Genomic DNA, 19598 nt, shown 5'->3' with positions numbered 1-19598 from the left:
CCTTTCGGGAACTGAGAGCGGTCAGTGCTGGTAGCCGTAGACGCCGCGGGCCTGGTCGCGGACGAGGCGGCCCTTCTCCAGCTCGATGACGCGCTTGCGCATCTGGTCCACGATGTTCTGGTCGTGCGTCGCCATGATCACGGTGGTGCCCGTCCGGTTGATGCGGTCGAGCAGCTTCATGATGCCGACGGAGGTCTGCGGGTCGAGGTTGCCGGTGGGCTCGTCGGCGATCAGCAGCTTGGGACGGTTGACGAACGCGCGCGCGATGGCGACGCGCTGCTGCTCACCGCCGGACAGCTCGCCGGGCCTGCGGTCCTCCTTGCCGCCGAGTCCGACGAGGTCGAGCACCTGCGGCACGGACTTGCGGATCTCCCCGCGGGACTTGCCGATCACCTCCTGCGCGAAGGCCACGTTCTCCGCGACCGTCTTGTTCGGCAGCAGCCGGAAGTCCTGGAAGACCGTGCCCAGCTGGCGGCGCATCTGCGGCACCTTCCAGTTGGAGAGACGGGCGAGATCCTTGCCCAGCACGTGCACCTGGCCGTGGCTGCACCGCTCCTCGCGGAGGACGAGCCGCAGGAAGGTGGACTTTCCGGAACCGGAGGATCCCACGAGGAAGACGAACTCGCCCTTCTCCACCTCTAGGGAGACATCCCTGAGTGCGGGGCGGGTCTGCTTGGGGTAGACCTTGGAGACGTTGTCGAATCGGATCACGGATGCACCACGGGTCGCCGGGGGTAGATGTGCGTGACCATACGCGAACCGGGTGTGCAAGTGCAGTCGCAGGTTGAGGTTGGGCAAGACTTGTACGTTTTTGTACCGGCCCCCCGTCCTGCGTCTCCTCTGCGGAGGCCCCGCGCACGCTCGGCGGGAACCTGGCACAGTGGAAGGGGAACGCAGGGGAACGTTCTCGTTCCCATGAGCGTTGTAGGTGTGATGGCCGGTGCAAGGAGGGCGAGCGCATGACGTACGACCGGTTGGTGTGCGCGAACTGCGCGGCGCCCGTGAGCGAGGGCCGGTGCCCGGTGTGCCGTGCCAACCGTGCTCGGCTGCAGCAGGAGGGCCTTTTCGGCGGCCTGAACGGGCTGAACCCGATGGCGCTGATCGCGCTGCTGGCGGTACTGATCGCCGCGGTCGCGCTGCTGGCGCACCAGGCCGCGTAGCAACCCGCGAAGACGCCACAAGGGCCCGGAGCGTGAGGCTCCGGGCCCTTGTGCGCGCACGGTGCGTACGGTGCGTGAGCGCAGGGCTACGCTCAGGCGGCCGCGCCGCCGCGGCCGTTCGCGAGGCGCGGCAGCACGCGGAAGCCGATGCCGCCGGCGATCATCGTCGCGGCACCGACGAGCAGGAACGCGGTCTGGCCGGCACCGGTCTCGGCGAGCTGCTTGTCGCCGCCCTGGGCCGTGGTGTCGGAGCCGGTGTCCGTCAGCTGCGAGGAGCCCTCGTCCTGCGGAACGTTGTTGTTGCCGCCGTCGGGGGTGGTGTTGTTGCCGCCGGAGGTGGAGCCGCCGTCGGCGGAACCGCCCGTGCCGCCCGAGCCGCCGGTGGAGCCGCCGCCGCCGCCGGAACCACCGGAGGTGGAGCCGCCGTCGCTGGAGCCGCCGGAGCCGCTGTCGCCACCGTTGCCGCCGGAGGTGCCGTTGCCGCCGTCGGTGGAACCGCCGGAGGTGCCGTTGCCACCGTCCGTGGTGCCACCGTCGGTGCCGTTGCCACCGTCGGTGCCGTTGCCACCGTCGGTGCCGTTACCGCCGTCAGTGGTCCCGCCGTCGGTGGTGCCACCGTCCGTGGTGCCACCGTCCGTGGTGCCACCGTCCGTGGTGCCGCCATCGGTGGTGCCACCGTCCGTGGTCCCGCCATCGGTGGTCCCGCCGTCGGTGGTCCCGCCGTCCGTGGTGCCACCGTCGGTGGAGCCGCCGTCCGTGGAGCCGCCGTCGGTGGTGCCCAGGGTGGTGCCCTCGGTCACGCCGATGGTGGCGCCGCCGTCCGTCGTGCCCTCCGTCGTGCCGGGGCTGTCGGGACCGTCCGTGGTGACACCGAGGCTGATCGGGCCCGCCTGGACGCCGAGGTCCAGGGCGGAGGCCGCGCCGGCCGCGGTCAGCGACGCACCGGCCGCGATCACGGCGCCGGCGGCTATCCGCGCGACCCGGATCCGCGTCTTCTTCGTCATATGGTTGCTACCCCCAGTAGCTGTTCGTCAATGAGGCGGCGTGTGGGGCGTGCCGTGATCGACGGAGGCAGCTGGTGACGAAGTCCGCGTCAACTCGATTCCCCCGGTTCACATGCGGCCCTCGAATACGCATGCCGCGCTTGACTCTTCCGATTTTTCAAAGCAACGTCAAGGGCGTTGCGGGCGCAATGTCCGGCGGGGTGATGTTTGCGCGGAAATGAAGCCTGTGAGTGTGATGTAAAACCCAGACAAATGACAACTGCCGCCCCTGGGGCGGCAGTTGTCATGTCGATAAAGTTACTTCTCCTGCTGCTTGCGCCAGCGAATGCCGGCCTCCAGGAACCCGTCGATCTCGCCGTTGAACACGGCCTCCGGGTTGCCCACCTCGAACTCGGTGCGCAGGTCCTTGACCATCTGGTACGGGTGCAGCACGTAGGAACGCATCTGGTTGCCCCAGGAGTTGCCGCCGTCGCCCTTGAGGGCGTCCATCTTGGCCTGCTCCTCCTGGCGGCGCCGCTCCAGCAGCTTGGCCTGGAGGACGTTCATCGCGGTGGCCTTGTTCTGGATCTGCGAGCGCTCGTTCTGGCAGGAGACCACGATGCCGGTGGGCAGGTGCGTGATGCGGACCGCGGAGTCGGTCGTGTTCACGCCCTGGCCGCCGGGGCCGGACGAACGGTAGACGTCGATCCGCAGCTCGGACTCGTCGATCTCGACGTGGTCGGACTGCTCGACGACCGGCAGCACCTCGACGCCCGCGAAGGAGGTCTGGCGGCGGCCCTGGTTGTCGAAGGGCGAGATGCGCACCAGGCGGTGCGTGCCCTGCTCGACGGAGAGGGTGCCGTAGGCGTAGGGCACCTGGACGGAGAAGGTGGTCGACTTGATGCCGGCCTCTTCGGCGTACGACGTCTCGATCAGCTCGGTCTTGTAGCCGCGCTGCTCGGCCCAGCGCAGGTACATGCGCTGGAGCTTCTCGGCGAAGTCGGCCGCGTCGACGCCGCCGGCCTCGGCGCGGATGTTGACGAGCGCCTCGCGGGAGTCGTACTCACCGGACAGGAGGGTGCGGACCTCCATCTCGTCCAGCGCCTTCTTCACGGCCGTCAGCTCGGACTCGGCCTCGGCACGGGTGTCCGGGTCGTCCTCCTCCTCGGCCATCTCGAAGAGGACGGCGAGATCGTCGATCCGGCCGCGCAGCGCCTCCGCCTTCCTGACCTCGGCCTGGAGGTGGGAGAGCTTGCTGGTGATCTTCTGCGCCTCGTCCGGGTTGTCCCAGAGGGACGGCGCGGCCGCCTGCTCCTCGAGCACGGCGATGTCTGCCCTCAACTTGTCGAGGTCCAGGACGGCCTCGATCGACTCCATGGTCGAGGAGAGGGACTTCAGCTCTTCGGATACATCGACGACTGCCACGCCTCCAGCGTAACGGCTGCGGCAAGCGACCTCCGCCGGGCTGTCCGGGCGGCCCGGGCGGACGGCCGGGAGAGCCCGCCGGCCGGCCCCTACGGCGCCGAGGTGCTGTGGGTCTCCTGCGGCGGCTGCTCGTCCCCGTCGCCGGAGGCCAGCCAGGCGCCGACGCCCACGGCGGCCGCCACCGCCACCCCGGCCACGCCCAGCGTGATCCGGCGGCGCCGCACGGTCGCCCGGTGCCGGGCGGAGCCGGGCCGCGGCGCACCGGACGCCCGCGGTGCCCGCGCCGTCCCGTGGGCCCCGCCGGCCAGCTCGTCGGGGCCCGGCACCCGCATCGAGGTGTGCGTGTCGCGGTTGGAGTCCGGCTTGGCCCCGGGCACCAGGGGCACCGCTCCCCGCCGCCGCACCGGCTCGCCCCCCGGCTCCGCCGCCGGGGCCGGTTCCGCGCCCTCCTCCTCGGCGGGCTCCGGCTCGTCCACGTCCAGCGGCGGCAGCCCGGTCAGCGTGGGCAGCTGCTCGCGCAGCCGCGCCGCCAGCTCCGAGGCGCGCAGCCGGGAGGCGGGCGCCTTGGCCAGGCACTGCACCAGCAGCTGCCACAGCTCCTCGGGGATGCCGGGCAGCGGTACGACGGTCTCGGTGACGTGCCGGCGCAGGACGGCACCGGGGTGGCCGCCGCCGAAGGGGGTGAAGCCGGCCAGCAGCTCGTACAGGAGCGTCGCCAGCGCGTAGATGTCCACGGCGGCCCGGGGCGGCAGGCCCTCCACGATCTCCGGGGCCAGGTAGTCCGGCGTGCCGATGATCTTCGTGGCCCGGGTGCGCTTCGGCGAGTCGATCAGCTTGGCGACGCCGAAGTCGGTGAGCAGCGCGGGGTGGGACCCGCCGGGTCCGAGCGGGCCCTGCATGTCGAGCAGGACGTTCTCGGGCTTGACGTCCCGGTGGACGACCCCGGCCGCGTGGGCCGCCGCGAGCGCGTCGGCGACGTCGGCGGCGATCGCCACGGCCGCCTCGGGGGCGAGCCGCCGCTCCCGCTCCAGCCGGGTGCGCAGGTCGGTGCCGCGCACGAGGTCCATGACCAGGGCCAGGTCGTTGCCGTCGACGACCAGGTCGCGCACCGTGACGATGTGCGGGTGCTCCAGGCCGAGCAGCGCCGTGCGCTCCTGCACGAAGCGTCCGACGAGCTCCTGGTCGGAGGCGAGGTCCTCGCGCAGCAGCTTGATCGCGACGGGGCCGTCCGGCCCCTCGCCCAGCCACACCGTGCCGGCGCTCCCCCGCCCCAGGATCTGATGGGCGGTGTACCGGCTGCCGATCTTCCGTGCCAAGACTGCTCCTACAGACGCGTGTTGTCGCTAAAACTACGCGTCGGAGGAGCCAAGCTTCACCGCGGAGACGGAAATCACCCGGCAGACGTCGACAAATCCCTAAACCAGTGATCAGTTTCCGGCAGCGGCTGGGCCGGTGATCAGTTGCCGGACGAGCCGCCCAGGTCCTTGATCCAGCGGCCCGCCGTGCCCACCCAGTCGCTCAGCTGGTCCCAGTAGCCCTTGCCGGTGCCGATCCAGTCCTGCAGCGGGGTCAGCTCCCAGATCAGCCAGCTCGCCACGACCAGGATGACGATCGTGAAGAGGCAGCCCTTCAGGCAGCCGAGGCCGGGGATCTTCATCCGGTTGGCGCTGCGCTGCCGGGGCTCGCGCGCGGGCCGCTGCGGCTGCTGGGGCGGCGCGTACTGCTGGGGCTGCTGCGGCGGGGCGTACTGCTGCGGCTGCTGCTGGGGATAGCCGTAGCCGGGGGCCTGCTGCGGGTGCTGCCTGCCGCGCGGCTGGGGCTGCTGCGGGCGGGGCTGCGGGGCCTGGCGCGGCTGCTGCTGGGGCCGGGCGACCTGCCGCTGGGGGCGGCGGCGCAGCGGGTCCTCCGCCGGGTCCAGGTACTGGATCTGGGTCTGTTCGTTGCGGTCGCGGGCGGCGCGCAGCTGGCTCTGCCAGGGGTGCGGCTGGTCGGGCTGCTGGCCCTGCTGGCCGTACTGCCCCTGCTGGCCGGGCGGGACCGGCGGCAGGACGGCCGTCGGGTCCGCCGCGCCGGTGTTCGGCAGGACGGCGGTGGGGTCGGCGGCGCCGGCCGGGCCGCCGGTGTGCGGCAGGAAGCTGGTCGCCGCGTTGGGATCGTGCTGGCCGTACGTGCCCTGGGGCGCGTTCGTCGGCAGCACCTGGGTGGGGTCGGCGGCACCGGGCACGCCCGGGACGGCGGCCGGGTCCGGGTCGGGGGCGAGCAGCGCGCCCACCCCCTCGGCGGCGGCGATCTGCGCGGCGTTCGCGTGCACGCCGACGCCCTCGGCGACGACCCGCAGGCCGCGCGCGAGGTTCTCGGCGCTCGGCCGCTCGTCCGGGTTCTTGCGCAGGCAGCGCTCTATGACCGTCCACAGCGGGTCGGGGACGGTGGAGGGGCGGCGCGGCTCGGCGCTCAGGTGCTGGTGCAGGACTTCGAGGGCGCTGCCGCCGGAGAACGGCGGGCGGCCGGTGACCAGCTCGTAGAGCAGGATGCCGGCGCCGTAGATGTCGACGGCGGAGGTCTGCGGGCGGCCCTCGGCGGACTCCGGCGCGACGTACGCGGGCGTGCCGACGAACTCGTGGGTGCGGGTCAGGCCCGGGGAGTCGGCGAGGCGGGCGATGCCGAAGTCGGTCAGCATCGGGTGCATCCGGCCCTCGTGCTGCATGAGCAGCACGTTGGCGGGCTTCAGGTCGCGGTGGACGACGCCGTCGGCGTGGCTCGCGGCGAGGGCGTCGGCGATCTGCGCGGTCAGCAGGGCCGCGGCCACCGGGGTGAGGGAGCCGTTCTCGCGCAGGTAGCGGTGCAGGTCGGGGCCCTCGACGAGATCCATGACCAGGGCCAGCAGATCACCCTCCACGACCAGGTCGCGGACCCGGACGATGTTCGGGTGGGTGAGCCGGAGCAGGACCGAGCGCTCGCGCAGGAAGCGCATCACGATGTCCGGGTCGCTCGCCAGCTCCTCCTTGAGGACCTTGATCGCGACCGTCTCCCCGGGCTGGCCGGCCACGGCCGCCTCGGCGCCCGCGGTCTCGCGCTGGCGGGCACGCCAGACGGTGCCTGTGGCGCCGCGTCCGAGCGGCTCCTCAAGCAGGTACTTGCTGCCGACTGGCCGCACGTCACGCGCTCCCTGCTGGTTGCTGTTGCTTGCTTCGCTGCATTCTGCCGTTCCGACCCACTGTAGTGCCGTGCCTCAGGGCACTACGTAAGCGTTCCTGAGCATGTTCGAAGGAAAGACGCTTCGTCCGGTCCGCCGGTTGCCGGGGGGTGGACGTGACCGATCTCAACTGATCACGCCGACGGCACCTGTCAGGCATTTTTGGGGGCAGAGCCGACCAATCAAGATCACTTCTCTCCGGGTCCGGGGCGCGTTGTCAGCGGCAGGTGCGAGGATGCCTCCAGCAGCTCGTCCGGGACGGCTCCGGCGGCTGCTGGCCGACGTGCTCGTGGGGGTGGGGGGAAGTCCGCGCCCGCGCAGACCCGCGCAGAAGGGACCGCTGACGCCGATGCAGATCCGGCTGACCGTCGTAGACCCGCTCGGCCCGGCCCCGGAGCGGGGCCGCGCCGTGAGCCGCGACGTGCTGGTCACGGCGCCCGCGGGCACGGAGCTCGCCGCGGTCGCGTCGGCGCTGGCCGGGGCGGTCACCGGCGAGGGCGGCGCGGTCCGGGAGACCGGCGGCGCGGCCGTGGTGCTGTACGCGGGCGCCGAGCGGCTCGATCCGCGCCGCCGCACCCTGGGCGAGCCCCCGCTGGTCGACGGCGCCGTGCTGTCCCTCGGCGCCCCCGCCGCCCCCGAGCCGCACCCCGAGCTGGACGACGCCCCGACCCGGCTGCACGTGGTCGCGGGCCCGGACGCGGGCGGGGTCCATCTGCTGCACGGCGGCCGGATCACCGTAGGCCGCTCCGCCGACGCCGACGTCCCGCTGGACGACCCCGACGTCTCCCGTCTGCACTGCGCGGTCACCGTCGGCGCGGACGGCCGGGTCTCGGTCGCCGACCTCGGCTCCACCAACGGCACGACCCTCGACGGCACGCGCGTGACGGACCGGCCGGTGCGGGTCCCCGCCGGGGGCCTGCTGAGGATCGGCGAGTCCGCCCTGCGCGTCACGCCGTCCGGCGGACCCGGGACCCGGGTGCCGACGGCGGCCGACGGGGAGGGGTGCGTGCGGGTCGCGGTGGGCTCCGGCCCGGGGGCCCCGGCCGGGGCGGCCCCGGCGTCCGCGGGCGCGGGGGCGCCGGGAGCCGGGCAGCCGCCTTCGGCGGGCGCCGGCGGCTCCCGCGGGGTGGCCGCCTCCCCGCACTCCCCGCAGGGCGCGGGACGCCTCGGCGGGGCCGGTGCGGCTGCCGGCGGTGCTCCTCAGGGCGCCCCGGGGGGTCCGCATCACGCCTATGACTCCTACGACTCCGCCGGCTGGGGTTCCGCCGGTGCCGGCGCGGGCGCCCAGGAGCACCGGCGCGGGCACTCCCCGGTGGTGCCGGGGCAGGCCGGGGCGCCGGGCGTGGAGAGCCGGGGCGGCACGGCCGGCGGGGACACCCACGCGGGGCGCTTCGGCGCCGGCGGCCCGGGCGGGCTGCCCGAGGACCCGTACGCCGGTGCGGCGGACGGCCGTAGGCACACCCCGCCGAGCGGAGCCGACGCCCCGCAGGGCGCCCGGCGGCGCGGGCTCGGGGCCTGGGCCCGCCGGCTGGCCGGCGGGCGCGGGGAGCAGCCGGCCGGCCCGGAGTCGTTCGACGGCACGGCCGCCCGCGCCGACGCCCCGGCGGCCGGCACCTCGCTCCAGCCGGAGACCTGGCCGGATCCGGCCGCCCTGCTGCTGACCGCGCTGGGGCCCGGGCCCCGGCTGTGGGAGCGCGGTCCCGGCCACCCCGAGGCGCTGGCCATACGGCTCGGCACGGCCGACCGGAGCGCACCGGACGGCTCGCGCCTGCTGCCCGCCGTGCCGGTGACCGCCGCGCTGCGGGAGGCGGGCGCGCTGGGCCTGGCCGGTCCGCGCCCCCGGCTGGCCGGGCTGGCCCGTGCGGTGCTGGCCCAGCTCGCCGCGCTGCACTCCCCCGACCTGCTGGAGATCGTGCTGATCAGCGCGGACCGCTCGCGTCCGGTGGCGGAGCGTACGGCGGAGTGGGCCTGGCTCGGCTGGCTGCCCCATGTGCGGCCCGGCCACGGCCAGGACTGCCGCCTGCTGCTGGCCTACGACCGCGAACAGGCGGCGGCGCGTACGGAGGAACTGCTGCGCCGGGTGGACGACCACGCGGCGACGGGGCGGACCGCGGCCCACCCCCACCCGGCACGCGCCGCGGACGCCGCGGCGGCCCCCGGCGCCCACGGGCCGACCGCGTCCTCCGGTGCGCCCGCGCCGGGCGCCCCCTCGCAGGGCCACGGCCTCCCCGCCTCCGTCCCTCCGCACGCCTCCGGCACCCCCGGGTACGCGGCGCGCTACGACACCCCTGGCACGCCCTCCCCGGACACCGCCTCGCAAGGACCGGGCTCCGCCGGTCCCGGCGGCGCCGCGCACGCTCCGTACCCGGGCGCCGCGGGCATGCCCGCCCGGACGCCGGGTCCGCCCGGCCCCGACGGCCGCCCCGGCGCTCCCGGGCAGCCCGCCTCCCGGCACGCCGGGACCGGCGCCCGCCGCCCCGCCTGGGCCCAGGACGGGGCCGGGGCCTTCGGGACGGGTGGCTTCGCGGGGCCCTACACCGTGGTCGTCGTGGACGGCGACCCCGGCGGTTCCGCGCTGCGGGACGCCCTCGCGCGGCTGGCCGTGACCGGACCGCGAGCCGGCATCCATGTGGTGTGCCTCGCCGAGACCGAGCCCGTCCCGGCCGCTCCGACCGCTCCGGCCGCTCCGGCCGCTCCGGCCGCCCACGGCACGGCCCCCGCCGCCCCCGCTCCCGCGGCCCCTTCCGTGGCCCGGACGTACGAGGCCGCCTGCGCGGTGACGCCGACGTTCCGGCACTGCGGTGCCGTGGCGCTGCTCAGCGGCGACGTCGCCGCCGCGCTGCGACTGCTGCGGATCGCGCCGAGCGGCCCCGTCGGCCCGGGTGCGCACGCCGCCGTCGACGCCGTCTCCGCCGCCTGGGCGGAGCGGTTCGCGCGGGCCCTGGCGCCGCTGCGCCCGGACGGCCCGGCGGGCGAGCCGCAGCCGCGCGTGGCCCTGCCGCTGCCCCAGTCGGCGCGGCTGCTGGACGAGTTGGGGCTGGCCCGGGCCACCCCCGCCTCGCTGATGGCACGCTGGGCGGACGCGGCCGACGACACGGAGTCGCCGGGCGGCCGGGCGCGCGCGGTGCTGGGCGCCGGGCCGCGCGGGCCGGTCACCGTCGACCTCGTGGCCGACGGGCCGCATCTGCTGATCGAGGGGCCGGCCGGCAGCGGCCGTACCGAGCTGCTGCGGACCGTGGTCGCCTCGCTGGCCGCCGCCGAGCGGCCGGACCGGCTGGCCGTGGCGCTGCTCGACGGCCGGGACGGGGTCGGCGCGGGCGCGGGCCTCGGCGAGGGGCTGCGCGTCTGCACGGACATACCGCATGTGACCACGCATCTCATCGCCAACGACCCCGTGCGCATGCGGGAGTTCGCGCAGTCGCTGGCCGCCGAGCTGAAGCGCCGGGCGGAGCTGCTGGGCCGGACCGACTTCGCCCAGTGGCACACCGGACGGGAGGTGTCCGGCCGGATGGTGGCCCCCCGCGCCTCCGCCGCCGGCTCCGTCTCCGCCGCCGCGTCCGCCTCCGGTGACATCGAGACGCCCCCCAGCTCCACGCTGCGCCTGCGGCCGGGCGCTGCGGCCCGCCGGAGCGCCGCGGCGGCACCCCCGCTGCCCCGCCTCGTGGTCGTCGTCGACGACCTGGACGCGCTGGTCTCCCCGGCGCTCGGTTCACCGGGCCGGCCCGCCGCCGGATCGGTGATACGGGCGCTGGAGGCGGTGGCCCGGGACGGCGAGCGGCTCGGCGTGCACCTGGTGGCGGCGACCGGGACCGGCGGCCGTACGGCGGAGGCGGAACCGGCCCGCCTGGCCGCGCCGCGGGTGGCGCTCGACGCCCCGCAGCCGGGGCCCGACCAGCCGGCGCCGGGACGCGGGACGCTGGCGTACGCGGACGGGCGGACCACCGGCTTCCAGGGCGGCCGGGTGACCGGCCGCATCCCGCGCACCGCGACCCAGCGGCCCACCGTCGTCCCGCTGGACTGGCAGCGGATGGGCGACCCGCCGGCCCGCCGGCCGGTGCGGGAGCTGGGCAACGGCCCGACCGACCTGGCCCTGCTGGCGAGCGCGGTGGAGCGGGCGGCCCGGGAGGTCTCGGCGGCGGAGGTGCCGTCCCTCCTCTAGCCCGACGGCCCGAAGCTCCGTAACCCCATGACCGCGAAGCCCCGGAACCGACAACCCCGCGGCCCCGTAGCCCGATACCCCCGCGCCCCCGCCGAAGTCATCCCGCCTTCCCCCGGGATCCCGGAAATCGGCGTGCATACACCCCTGGTCACGAGCCGGTCACGATGAGCCGCTCGGCACCGCAGGCGCTCTTGCCCGCCCCAAGCGGCCCGGCGTACACCGGACCGCACGGGACTGAATCCGACGCACAGCGACGCTCAACGACGTTCAACGGAGAACGACGAACGGGGAAGTGATGCGCAGCAAGAGCAGCACGTTCCGGACACACAAGGCCGTCGCCCCACTCGCCGCACTGCTCGCGGGAGCCCTCGCGCTCACCGCCTGCTCCAGCGGTGACGACGGCAAGAAGGACGGCGGGAAGAAGAGCGGCGGGCCCACCGGGTCCACCGTCGCCCTGCCGAAACTGGACGGCGCCCGTCTGGAGGTCGCCGCCGTCTGGACCGGCGCGGAGCAGGCCAACTTCAAGAAGGTCCTCGCCGAGTTCGAGAAGCGCACCGGCGCGAGCGTCACGTTCGTGCCCGCCCAGGACCCGATCATCAACTTCCTCGGTTCGAAGATCGCGGGCGGCCAGCCGCCGGACGTCGCGCTGCTGCCGCAGCCCGGCGCCATCAAGCAGGCCGTGCGGAAGGGCTGGGCCAAGCCCGTGGGGCCGGAGGGCCGCAAGGAGCTGGCGAAGAACTACTCGCAGGGCTGGCAGGACATCGGCAAGGTCGACGGCAAGCAGTACGGCGTCTACTACAAGGCCGCCAACAAGTCGCTGATCTGGTACAACGCCAAGGTCTTCGAGAACGCGGGCGCCCAGGAGCCGAAGTCCTGGCAGGACCTGCTGACCGCCTCGCGGGCGGTGTACGACTCGGGTGTCACCCCGTTCTCGGTGGCCGGTGCGGACGGCTGGCCACTGACCGACTGGTTCGAGAACGTCTATCTCTCCCAGGCGGGCCCGGAGAAGTACGACCAGCTCGCCCAGCACAAGATCAAGTGGACCGATCCGTCGGTGCGGCAGGCGCTGGCCACGCTCGCCCAGCTCTGGGGCAAGAAGGACTATCTGGCGGGCGGCCAGGACGGCGCGCTGCAGACGGAGTTCCCGCAGTCGGTCACCCAGACCTTCACCGGCGGCGAGCAGCCGAAGTCCGCGATGGTCTACGAGGGCGACTTCGTGCAGGTCAACATCGGTGAGACCAAGGCGAAGGTGGGCACGGACGCGAAGGTGTTCCCGTTCCCGGCGGTCGGCTCGGCCGCGCCGGTGGTCTCCGGCGGCGACGCGGCCGTGATCCTGAAGGACTCCAAGGCGGCGCAGGCCCTCGCGGCCTTCCTCGCCTCCCCGGACGCGGCGACGATCCAGGCGAAGCTCGGCGGCTACCTCTCCCCGAACAAGAACGTGCCGGTCTCGGCGTATCCGAACGCGGTGCAGCGAAAGATCGCCGAGGCGCTGGTCGCGTCCGGCGACGACTTCCGCTTCGACATGTCCGACCAGGCCCCGCAGGCCTTCGGCGGGACACCGGGCAAGGGCGAGTGGAAGGACCTCCAGGACTTCCTGAAGAACCCGAAGGACATCGCGGGGGCGCAGGCGAAACTGGAGAAGGACGCGGCGGCGGCGTACGGGAACGGGGGCTGATCCGGCCATGGCGTCGGCAGCGGCGGCCGGGGCCGCACCGGGCCCCGCCGCACCCCGCGGTCGCAAGAGCGTGACCGGCACCCGCAAGACCGTGGCAGCCCTGTTCCTGCTGCCCGCGCTGGTGCTGCTCGGCGCGCTCGTGGTCTACCCGATCGGGTACTCGCTCGTCCGCAGCTTCTCCAACGCCTCGGGCGACGGGTTCGCCGGGCTCGACAACTACAGGACGCTCTTCACGGACGACGGCATCCGGACGGCCCTGAAGAACAACGTCATCTGGGTGGTGTTCGCGCCGACGGTCTCCACCGCGCTCGGCCTCGTCTTCGCGGTGCTGACCGAACGGGTGCGCTGGGGAACGGCGTTCAAGCTGGTCGTCTTCATGCCGATGGCGATCTCCATGCTGGCCGCCGGGATCATCTTCCGGCTGGTGTACGACCAGGACCCGGACAAGGGCGTGGCGAACGCGGTGTGGACGGGCGTGCACGACACGTTCGCGCAGTCGTCGGCGTTCCCCAAGGCGCACCCGGGCCGCCGGTCGCCGCTGGTCGCCGAGGGCGGCGGCTTCATCACCCGGACCGTCGTGCACGCCGGGCAGCCGGTCGCCCTGCCGCTCGTCGGCGTCGCCCCCGACCAGCTGCCCGACGGTGTGCGCAAGGCGGTCGCGGCGGCGCCGGAACCGGGCGAGGTCACCGGTACCGCCTGGCAGGACTTCACCCGCGGCAAGGGCGTCGGAAGGCTCGCCATGCCCGACCCGTCCGAGGTGGGCTACGCCGGGATGCGGATCGAGGCGGTGAAGGACGGCAGGGTCGTCGCCTCGGCGAAGGCGGCGGGCGACGGCACGTTCACGCTGCCGGCGGCGGCCGACGGGGCCCGGCTGCGGCTGCCCGCGAGCAACTTCAAGGCGCCGTACAACGGCGTGGAGTGGCTCGGCCCGGCGCTGGTCACCCCCTCGATCATCGGGGCGTACGTGTGGATGTGGGCGGGCTTCGCGATGGTGCTGATCGCGGCCGGGCTCGCGGGCGTGCCCCGGGAGCTGCTGGAGGCGGCCCGGGTGGACGGCGCCTCCGAGTGGCAGGTGTTCCGCAAGGTCACCGTGCCGCTGCTGGCGCCGGTGCTCGCGGTCGTCGTCGTCACGCTGATGATCAATGTGCTGAAGGTGTTCGACCTGGTGTTCATCATCGCGCCGGGATCGTCCCAGGACGACGCGAACGTGCTGGCGCTGGAGCTGTACCGCAAGGGCTTCGCGGAGGGCCGGCCGGGCGTCGCGAGCGCGATCTCGGTGTTCCTGCTGCTCCTGGTGATCCCGGTGATGCTGTTCAACATCCGCAGGCTGCGGCGGGAGGTGCGGCGATGACCACGACCGCCGAGGGCGTCGGGAAGGCCGAGCCGGTCCGGACGGCCCGGGCCCGGCAGTCGGTCGGCTCCCGGGTGGCCGGGAAGCTGAGCGGCGGCCTGGTCCGCGTGTTCCTGACCGTGGTGGGCCTGTTCTGGCTGGTGCCGACCATCGGTCTGCTGGTCTCCTCGCTGCGCGCACCGCAGGAGATGAGCGCGAGCGGCTGGTGGACGGTGTTCACCGAGCCGTCCCAGCTGACCGTGGACAGCTACCAGAAACTGCTGGAGAACTCCGACATCACCAACTCCCTGCTGAACACCGTGCTGATCACGGTCCCGGCCACCGTCCTCGTCGTCGTGATCGGGGCGCTGGCCGGGTACGCGTTCGCCTGGATGGAGTTCCCCGGCCGGGACTGGTGGTTCCTGGGCGTGGTGAGCCTGCTGGTGGTGCCCGTGCAGGTGGCGCTGATCCCGATCGCCGGACTCTTCGGCGACATCGGGCTGTTCGGGACGATCTTCGGGGTGATCCTGTTCCACACCGGCTTCGGTCTGCCGTTCGCGGTGTTCCTGCTGCGGAACTTCTTCGCGGAGATCCCGCGGGAGCTGCTGGAGGCGGCCCGGCTCGACGGCGCCGGCGAACTCCGGCTGTTCGTACGGGTGGTGATGCCGCTCGGCGGTCCGGCGATCGCGAGCCTCGGCATCTTCCAGTTCCTGTGGGTGTGGAACGACATGCTGGTGGCGCTGGTGTTCACCAAGTCGGGCACGCAGCCGATCACGGTCGCCCTGCAGACGCAGGTACGGCAGTTCGGCAACAACATCGACGTGCTGGCGCCGGGCGCGTTCATCTCCATGGTGATCCCGCTGGCCGTCTTCTTCGCGTTCCAGAAGCAGTTCGTGTCCGGGGTGATGGCGGGCGCGGTCAAGTAGCCCTGGCGCACGGCGTCGTTGCGGGGGCGGGCCGGCCACGGTCCGCCCCCCGGCGTTCACCCGGACGTCCCCCGAATGCCGTACGAGCCGTAACCAAGTCACTCCATCGGCCGTTGCCGGGCAGAACGCCCGCGCCGACCGACCCATGGATGTCCCTTGCCCAGGTTCAGTGTCATTGTCCCCGCGTACAAGGTCCAGGCGTATCTCTCCGCATGCCTGGACTCGGTGCTCTCGCAGTCGTATCCCGACCTGGAACTGATCGCCGTCGACGACTGCTCGCCGGACGCCTGCGGAGCGATCATCGACGAGTACGCGGCCCGGGACGCGCGCGTGAAGCCCGTGCACCTGGCCGAGAACCAGGGGCTCGGCCGCGCCCGGAACGCGGGCATGGACGAGGCGGCCGGCGACTATCTGGTCTTCCTGGACGGCGACGACACGCTCACCCCGGAGGCGCTGCGGGCCGTCGCCGACCGGCTCAAGGAGACCGGCGACCCGGAGGTCCTGGTCTTCGACTACGCGCGCACCTACTGGGACGGCCGCGCGGTGCGCAACCAGCTCGCCGGCCAGCTCGCCGAGGAGGGCCCGGCGCCGTTCCGGCTGGAGGACCGGCCGGGGCTGCTGCGGGTGCTGATGGTCGCCTGGAACAAGGCGTACCGGCGGGAGTTCGTACAGGAGCGAGGGTTCCGGTTCCCGCCGGGCTACTACGAGGACACCCCCTGGACCTTCCCGGTACTGCTGACGGCCGAGTCGATCGCCACCCTCGACCGGGTGTGCGTGCACTACCGGCAGCGCCGCCAGGGCAGCATCCTCGGCACCACGAGCGACCGCCACTTCGACCTGTTCGAGCAGTACGACCGGGTCTTCGCCTACCTCGACGAGCGGCCCGAACTCGACTGCTGGCGGCCGGAGTTGTTCCGGCGGATGGTGGACCACTGCACCGTGGTGTTCACCCGGCGGGGCCGGCTGCCGCGCGGCAGCCACGGCGCGTTCCTGCGCCGGGCCCGGGACCGCTGCCGCCGCCACCACGTGCCGGGAACCCGGCTGCGGCTGCGGCACACCCTGGTCCGCTTCGGGCTGCACCGCACGTTCCGGGCGCTCAGGCTGGCCGCGGCCCTGCGCAGGCGGGCACTGAAGTCCGCGGTGAAGCTGGCCCGCGCGGTGCGCTCCGGCGTGCTCCAGCTGCACTACCGGATCCAGCTGCGGCTGCCGCTGCGCGCGGACCGCGCGGTGTTCGCCGCGCGCGAGGGGCACGGGGATCCGGCCGCGCTGGAGGAGGCGTTCCGGGCGCACGCCCCGCGGCTGAGCACGGCGTGGATCGTGGAACCCGGCCAGGAGCGGGCGGTGCCGCGGGGGCCGCGCCCGCTGCGGCCCGGTACGGCCGCCTACTGGACGGCGCTGGCCCGCTCCCGCTACCTGGTCAGCGACACCGGCTTCGAGCGGCGGCTGCGGAAGCGGCCCGGGCAGGTCTGCGTGCGGACCGGGCAGGGCACCCCGCTGGGCCACGCGGGCCTCGACCTCCAGGAGCGCCCGGCGGCGGCCCGGGACACGGACTTCGCCGAGCAGCTGCGCGACGTCGACCGGTGGGACTACGTCCTGTCCGGCAACCGGCACTCCACGCTGACCTGGGAGCGGGTCCATCCGGGCCGCTACACCACGCTGGAGTACGGGCAACCGCGCAACGACGTCTTCCAGCGGGCCGCCGCCGACGACGTCACCCGGCTGCGGGCCGCGCTGGGCGTCCCGGAGAAGGCGATCGCGATCCTGTACGCGCCCGCGCACCGCGACCACCGGCGCACCCAGCTCCCGCTGCTCGACCTGGAGCGGATCCTGTGCCGGCTGGGCCCGCGCTTCGTGATCCTGGCCCGCGGCCCCGGCGCCGCCCGGGACCCCCGGATCATCGACGTCTCCGGTCCGCACGATCCGGCGTCGCTGTGCCTCGCCTCGGACGCGCTGCTCACCGACTACGACTCCCTCATGTTCGACTACGCCAATCTGGACCGGCCGATCGTGGTGCACACCGAGGACTGGGCGGCGTTCGAGGCGGCCCGGGGCGCCTACTTCGACCTGCGTGCCTTCCCGCCGGGCGCGGTGGCGCGCAGCGAGGACGAGCTGATCGACATCTTCGCCACCGGGCACTGGCGGGGCTCGCGCGCGGCCCAGCTGCGGGCGGCGTTCCGGGAGCGGTTCTGCCCGTGGGACGACGGGCGGGCCGCGGAGCGGGTGGTGCGGCGGGTGGTGCTGGGCGAGCCGGAGCCGCAGCCGGTGGTGCCGGCCGGGGACCGGCACCCGGCGCCGTCGGCCTGGGCGCGCTCCCCGCTGGCCACCGTGCCGCAACCCGCCGGCCCCCTCCCCGTCACCGAGAGCCACTGAACACCGTTGTTCCACCCGGGAGTTCCCATGCCCCTCGGCTCGACGCGGCCCACCCCGAGCCGGCCGTCCACCTGGCGTCCGGCGGGACGGCCCGGCCGCGTCCGCAAGACGACAGAAAGAGCAGAATGCCCCGCTTCAGCATCATCGTCCCGTCCCACGGGGTCGCCGGCCGGCTGTCCCAGGCGCTGGACTCGGTCCTCGGCCAGTCCTTCGGCGACCTCCAGCTGATCCCGGTCTGCGACGCCCCCGACACCCCCGCCGATGGGGGTCCCCCCGCTTCGAGCGCAGCCGAGAACTCGGCGGCCGTCGCCGCCGGGTACGCGGAGCGGGACCCCCGGGTGACCCCGGTCCAGTCGCCGCCGTCCGCCGGTCCGAGCGGGGCGCGCAACGCCGGGATGCGGGCGGCCGTCGGCGCCTATCTGCTGTTCCTGGACGGCGACGACCTGCTGCTGCCGGGCGCGCTCGCGGCGCTGGACGCGCGGCTGGCCGAGACCGCCGATGTGGATGTGCTGTACGCCGAGCACGAGCGGGCCCCCTGGTGGGAGGGGGAGCCGACGAACCCGGCGGCGCCGCTGCTGGCCAAGGCCCCCGAGGGCGCGTTCGCTCCCGTGGAGATGCCCGCGCTGACCGGTGTCCAGCTGCCGGCGTGGAGCGCCGTCTACCGCCGCGCCTTCCTCGCCGAGCAGGAACTCTCCTTCCCCGACGGCCACTTCACCGATCTGGGCTGGGGCGGCCTGGTCGGTATCGCCGCCGGGCGGGTCGCGGTGCTGCGCCGGGCCGTCGTACGCCACCGGCTGCGCCGTCAGGGCAGCCGGCTCAATCTGCCGGGAGCGCACCAGCACACCCTGCTGGACCAGGTGGAGCGGGTGCTGACGCGGGCGGCCGAGTGCGCCCTGCCGGCCGAGCGGACCGGCCCCCTGTTCGACCAGCTGTTCGCGGTGGTGCTGAAGACGGCGTCCCGGCCCGAGCGGCTGTCCTCGGGGCACCGGGCGTTCTTCGCCCGTGCGGCCCGGCTCTACCGGCGGTACCGGCCGGCCGGCCACCGGGTGCCGGGCGGCAGCCTGGGGGTGCAGCACCGGCTGCTGGCGGCGGGCGCGTACAGCGCCTTCCGCGCCCTGCGCGGCGTCAACCAGGCGGCGGGCGGCGCCGCCGGGCGGCTGCCCCGCCCGCGCATGCTGCGCACCCGGCTGCGCTACGCCCGCGACCTGCGCCGCCCGCTCGATCCCGAGCTCGCGGTGTACTGCGCCTACTGGGGCCGCGGCTACGCCTGCAACCCGGCCGCGATCCACGCGAAGGCCCGGGAACTCGCGCCGCACATCCGCGCGGTGTTCCTGGTCGAGGCGGGCCAGGAGCACACCATGCCGCGGGACGTCGAGTACGCGGTGATCGGCTCCCGCCGCTACTGGGAGGTGCTGTCCCGCGCCACGTACCTGATCAACAACGCGAACTTCGCCGAGGGCGTCGTCAAACGGCCCGGCAGCGTGCATCTGCAGACCCAGCACGGCACGCCGCTGAAGACGATGGGCGTGGACCAGTCGACGTACCCGGTGGTGGCCGCGCGGTCGGGCAGCTTCACCAAGCTGCTGGGCCGGGTCGACCGCTGGGACTTCAACCTCTCGTCCAACCGCCACTCCACCCAGATGTGGGAGCGCGCCTACCCCGGCTCGTACGAGCAGCTGGAGTACGGCTATCCGCGCAACGACGTCTACTACACGGCGACCGCCGGGGACGTGGCCCGCGTCCGCGCGGAGCTGGGCGTCCCGGAGGGCAGCACGGCCGTGCTGTACGCGCCGACCCACCGCGACCACCACACCGGTTTCGAACCCGGCCTGGACCTGGCGGAGTTCTGCGCGGCGGCCGGCGAGGACGTCGTGGTGCTGCTGCGCGCCCACTACTTCTACGACCGGGGCGGCTTTCCGGGTGCGGACCGGATCATCGACGTGACCTCCCATCGCTGTGCCGAGGACGTGTGCCTCGCGGCGGACGCGCTGGTCACCGACTACTCGTCGATCATGTTCGACTACGCCAACCTGGACCGGCCGATCGTCGTGTACGCCGACGACTGGGACGTCTACCGGGAGACCCGGGGCGTCTACTTCGATCTGCCGGCCGAGCCGCCCGGGATGGTCGCCCGGACCCCGCGGGAGCTGGCCGCCGTCTTCCGCGACGGCTCGTACGCGGGCCCGCGGGCCGGTGCGCTGCGGGCCGTGTTCCGCGAGCGGTTCTGCCAGTTCGACGACGGGCGGGCCGCCGAGCGGGTGGTACGGCGGGTGCTGCTCGGCGAGCCGCACGCGGCGCTGCCGCCGGTGCTCCCGCTCGCGGAGCGCGTCCCCGCCCCCGCGCCCGCCGCCGCGACCCTCGTGAGGAGCTGACCCGC

The 19598-nt window shown here is 74.2% G+C and carries 12 protein-coding genes; 7 read left to right on the top strand and 5 right to left on the bottom strand.

What is annotated here, in order from left to right:
- Positions 1-21: 21 nt before the first annotated feature.
- Positions 22-711 carry a cell division ATP-binding protein FtsE gene (ftsE, locus tag ACF073_RS27485; RefSeq protein ID WP_020940379.1) on the bottom strand — a complete coding sequence of 230 codons (690 nt, stop codon included), beginning with the start codon at positions 709-711 and terminating at the stop codon, positions 22-24.
- 248 nt (positions 712-959) lie between these two features.
- On the opposite strand from ftsE, the gene ACF073_RS27480 reads away from it, so the two are divergent.
- On the top strand, positions 960-1160 hold the full coding sequence (locus tag ACF073_RS27480; RefSeq protein ID WP_392074064.1) for a hypothetical protein: 201 nt from the start codon (positions 960-962) through the stop codon (positions 1158-1160).
- 92 nt (positions 1161-1252) lie between these two features.
- Here the strand turns inward: ACF073_RS27480 and ACF073_RS27475 are convergent, their stop codons facing one another.
- The 4 genes from ACF073_RS27475 to ACF073_RS27460 form a co-directional block, all read right to left on the bottom strand.
- Positions 1253-2164, bottom strand: a complete 912-nt coding sequence (locus ACF073_RS27475) for a hypothetical protein (RefSeq protein WP_392074063.1) — start codon at positions 2162-2164, stop codon at positions 1253-1255.
- Between the two features lie 297 nt (positions 2165-2461).
- Complete coding sequence (gene prfB / locus ACF073_RS27470; RefSeq protein ID WP_392074062.1) at positions 2462-3568, bottom strand: peptide chain release factor 2; 1107 nt, start codon at positions 3566-3568, stop codon at positions 2462-2464.
- A gap of 89 nt (positions 3569-3657) precedes the next feature.
- Positions 3658-4884 carry a serine/threonine-protein kinase gene (locus ACF073_RS27465; protein ID WP_392074061.1) on the bottom strand — a complete coding sequence of 409 codons (1227 nt, stop codon included), beginning with the start codon at positions 4882-4884 and terminating at the stop codon, positions 3658-3660.
- 140 nt (positions 4885-5024) lie between these two features.
- Positions 5025-6722 (bottom strand): serine/threonine-protein kinase, encoded by a 1698-nt coding sequence (locus ACF073_RS27460; protein WP_392074060.1) that lies wholly within the window; start codon positions 6720-6722, stop codon positions 5025-5027.
- A gap of 388 nt (positions 6723-7110) precedes the next feature.
- Here ACF073_RS27460 and ACF073_RS27455 point away from each other — a divergent pair, with 388 nt between their 5' ends.
- The 6 genes from ACF073_RS27455 to ACF073_RS27430 all read left to right on the top strand — a co-directional run bounded on the left by ACF073_RS27455 (position 7111) and on the right by ACF073_RS27430 (position 19593).
- On the top strand, positions 7111-10920 hold the full coding sequence (locus ACF073_RS27455) for an FtsK/SpoIIIE domain-containing protein (protein ID WP_392074298.1): 3810 nt from the start codon (positions 7111-7113) through the stop codon (positions 10918-10920).
- Between the two features lie 295 nt (positions 10921-11215).
- Positions 11216-12595 carry an ABC transporter substrate-binding protein gene (locus ACF073_RS27450; protein ID WP_392074059.1) on the top strand — a complete coding sequence of 460 codons (1380 nt, stop codon included), beginning with the start codon at positions 11216-11218 and terminating at the stop codon, positions 12593-12595.
- Positions 12596-12602: 7 nt separating this feature from the next.
- Positions 12603-13946, top strand: coding sequence for a carbohydrate ABC transporter permease (locus tag ACF073_RS27445; protein ID WP_392074058.1), 1344 nt, complete (start codon positions 12603-12605; stop codon positions 13944-13946).
- A complete protein-coding gene (locus ACF073_RS27440) occupies positions 13943-14851 on the top strand; it encodes a carbohydrate ABC transporter permease (RefSeq protein ID WP_392074057.1) in 909 nt (302 codons plus the stop codon). Before ACF073_RS27445 ends, ACF073_RS27440 begins: the two co-directional genes overlap by 4 nt.
- Before the next feature lie 156 nt (positions 14852-15007).
- Complete coding sequence (locus ACF073_RS27435) at positions 15008-17221, top strand: CDP-glycerol glycerophosphotransferase family protein (protein ID WP_392074056.1); 2214 nt, start codon at positions 15008-15010, stop codon at positions 17219-17221.
- Between the two features lie 125 nt (positions 17222-17346).
- A complete protein-coding gene (locus ACF073_RS27430) occupies positions 17347-19593 on the top strand; it encodes a CDP-glycerol glycerophosphotransferase family protein (RefSeq protein WP_392074055.1) in 2247 nt (748 codons plus the stop codon).
- Positions 19594-19598: the final 5 nt, after the last annotated feature.

This window comes from Streptomyces sp. NPDC015171 (genome assembly GCF_043079545.1).
Taxonomy (GTDB): Bacteria; Actinomycetota; Actinomycetes; order Streptomycetales; family Streptomycetaceae; genus Streptomyces.
This window is presented reverse-complemented; position numbering and strand designations above follow the sequence as displayed.